The organism is Arenibaculum sp. (assembly GCF_035998295.1).
Classification (GTDB): domain Bacteria; phylum Pseudomonadota; class Alphaproteobacteria; order Azospirillales; family Azospirillaceae; genus DASYHS01.
The window spans coordinates 1-2576 of the sequence record NZ_DASYHS010000206.1 but is presented as its reverse complement, the minus strand read 5'-3'; the positions used below and the strand labels follow the sequence as shown (position 1 = coordinate 2576).

Below are 2576 nucleotides of genomic sequence, written 5' to 3'. Positions count from 1 at the left end.
CGGCCCCTCGTGCTCGGCCAGGAACTTCTCGGCCTCGAGCGCCGCCATGCAGCCCATGCCGGCGGCCGTGACCGCCTGGCGGAACACCTTGTCCTTCACGTCGCCCGCCGCGAACACGCCGGGCACGTTCGTGGCCGTGCGGTCGGGCGCCGTCAGGATGTAGCCTTCGGCATCCATGTCGACCTTGCCCCGGAACACCGCCGTCGCGGGGTCGTGGCCGATCGCGACGAACACGCCGTCGACCTTCAGGTCGCGCCGCTCGCCGGTACCGGTGTCGCGGATGCGCACCCCGGTCACCGATCTCGGGCCGCCGTCCCCGGCCGTGCCGAGGATCTCCTCGACCACGTTGTTCCAGACGACCTCGACCTTCGGGTTGCGGAACAGGCGGTCCTGGAGGATGCGCTCGGCGCGGAACTGGTCGCGCCGGTGGATCACCGTCACCTTGGAGGCGTGGTTGGTCAGGTACAGCGCCTCCTCGACCGCGCTGTTGCCGCCGCCGATGACGCAGACCTCCTTGCCGCGGAAGAAGAAGCCGTCGCAGGTCGCGCATGCCGACACGCCGAAGCCCGCGAACTCCTTCTCGCTCGGCAGGCCGAGCCAGCGCGCCTGCGCGCCGGTCGCGATGATGACGGTGTCGGCCGTGTAGGTGTCGCCGCCGTCGCCCTTGCACACGAAGGGCCGGCGCGAGAAGTCGACCTCCGTTATCAGGTCGAAGATCATGCGCGTGCCGACATGCTCCGCCTGCCTGGCCATCTGCTCCATCAGCCAGGGGCCCTGGATCACGTCCGCGAAGCCGGGATAGTTCTCTACGTCCGTGGTGATCGTGAGCTGGCCGCCGGGCTGCATGCCCTGGACGACGATGGGGGCGAGGTTGGCGCGCGCGGCGTAGATCGCCGCCGTGTAGCCGGCCGGGCCGGCGCCGATGATCAGGACCTTGGTGTGGTGGTGTTCGGCCATGCTTTCCGTTCCTTGGCTCAGAACCCGAACATGTGGTCCAGGCTGAAGCTCCGCTCCCCGTTCATCAGACCGTGATAACCGAAGAGGCGGCACGTCGTGTCGCGTATCACTATATGGGCGTGCTCGCCGGCCGCCGCCTGCTCCTGCGCGGAGAAGGTCTCGCGGTAGCGGAACAGGTGCGAGCCGCCGCAGGGGATGTCGATGCGCCTGCGCGCGACCTCGACGCCGTCGCGCCGCGTCAGCACGAGGTCGGTCCGCGACGTCGCGTGCCACGGCGTCGAGGCCGGGTAGACCAGGTGGCAGAAGCTGTCGAGCGGCGCCGGGCCCAGCCGCAGGAACAGCCGCGTCGAGAGCCCGGGCGGGCGCCCGGCATAGCTCTGGGGCTCGTTCCGGTAGGTCAGCACCGTATTGTAGACATGGCCGCCGAAGCTGGTCTCCGCCCCGTGGCCGGAGACGCGGTCCTCGTAGCGGAACAGCCCGTGCAGCCACCCGTCGGCGGCACCCCCGGCGTCGAAGTCGTAGATCAGCTCCAGGTGCCCGTAGCCGGATGGCAGCGTCCGGCCGGCACGCTCCATCAGGTCCGCCGCCTCGACCGCGATGCTGTCGCTGCGCGCGAGGTTGCCGAAGCGGTGCTCCGCGACCTGCTCGCCGGACGCGTCGAACAGAAGCGCCGTCAGCGGCAGCTCGGCCTGGCTGCGCGCCATCGGGGTCGGCAGCGCGATCGTGCGGAACCGGTCCACCGGCAGCACCGGCGCCGGCAGGATGTGGCCCTTGCCCAGCAGGGGCCGCAGTTCCGGCAGCCGCGGATCGGGCGAGAGGTCGGTGCGCTCGACATTGGCGTGGGCGATGCGCCGTCGCCCGGCCGCGGTGATCACCTCGTAGCGCGGCCGCACGAAGTGCCGGCCCGCCGACACCTCGACCTGCTGCGGCCAGCGCGCGCCGGGCAGCAGGCCGCCGACCTCGATCGCGACGGTCGCGAAGGGCGGGATCGCCCGGGCATGGCGGGCGACGTCGCCGCGGCCCATCAGGTTCAGCCCGATCTCTCCCGCCGGAATCGGGCAGGGGTGGCTGTTCTGCACCCACAAGATCACCCGCTCGCCCTCGCGCGGCGCCGGCAGTCCGGCGTAGTAGTCGGCCGGCCAGGCGTTGGCGTCGTGGGTGCAGGACAGCACCGTGTCGGCATCGCCATAGGTGTCGAGCGCGTATTTGACGACGTCGTGCCCGGCGGCCCCGATCACGTGCAGGAACAGCGAGCCGCAGAAGCCGTCGAGGCCGAAGCGCTCGCGCACTTCGGCGCTGTCGACGACGACGGTCGCGTTCGGCCCCGGCAGCTCGTCCACCCACTCCGCGATCGTCTCGCCGCCGGCGTCGAACAGGCGATGGTAGAGGCGCTGGCCCGGACCGCCGTAGGCGCCCCAGTAGTTCGCCGTCACGACCCGGGTGTGCTGGCCGGTCTCGTCGCGGAAGAAGACGAAGTTGGTGGCCCAGTTGATCGGCGCCAGGTAGGTGCGGCGGTCGGTCAGCATGGCGTCGGGCAGGCGCATCGCGTCGAGCGTCACGACCTGCGCGCCGTCGGGCAGCAGGTGGCGGACCGCGGACACGGGTTTGTCCGCGTCGAA

2 protein-coding genes are annotated in these 2576 nt (G+C 71.2%); both read right to left on the bottom strand.

The window, feature by feature from the left end; all coding sequences use genetic code 11:
- Positions 1-957: thioredoxin-disulfide reductase (gene trxB / locus VGO20_RS20000; RefSeq protein WP_327504145.1), on the bottom strand; the 957-nt coding region annotated here is incomplete at its 3' end.
- Between the two features lie 17 nt (positions 958-974).
- A partial coding sequence (locus tag VGO20_RS19995; RefSeq protein ID WP_327504144.1) for a hypothetical protein occupies positions 975-2576 on the bottom strand: 1602 nt, incomplete at its 5' end.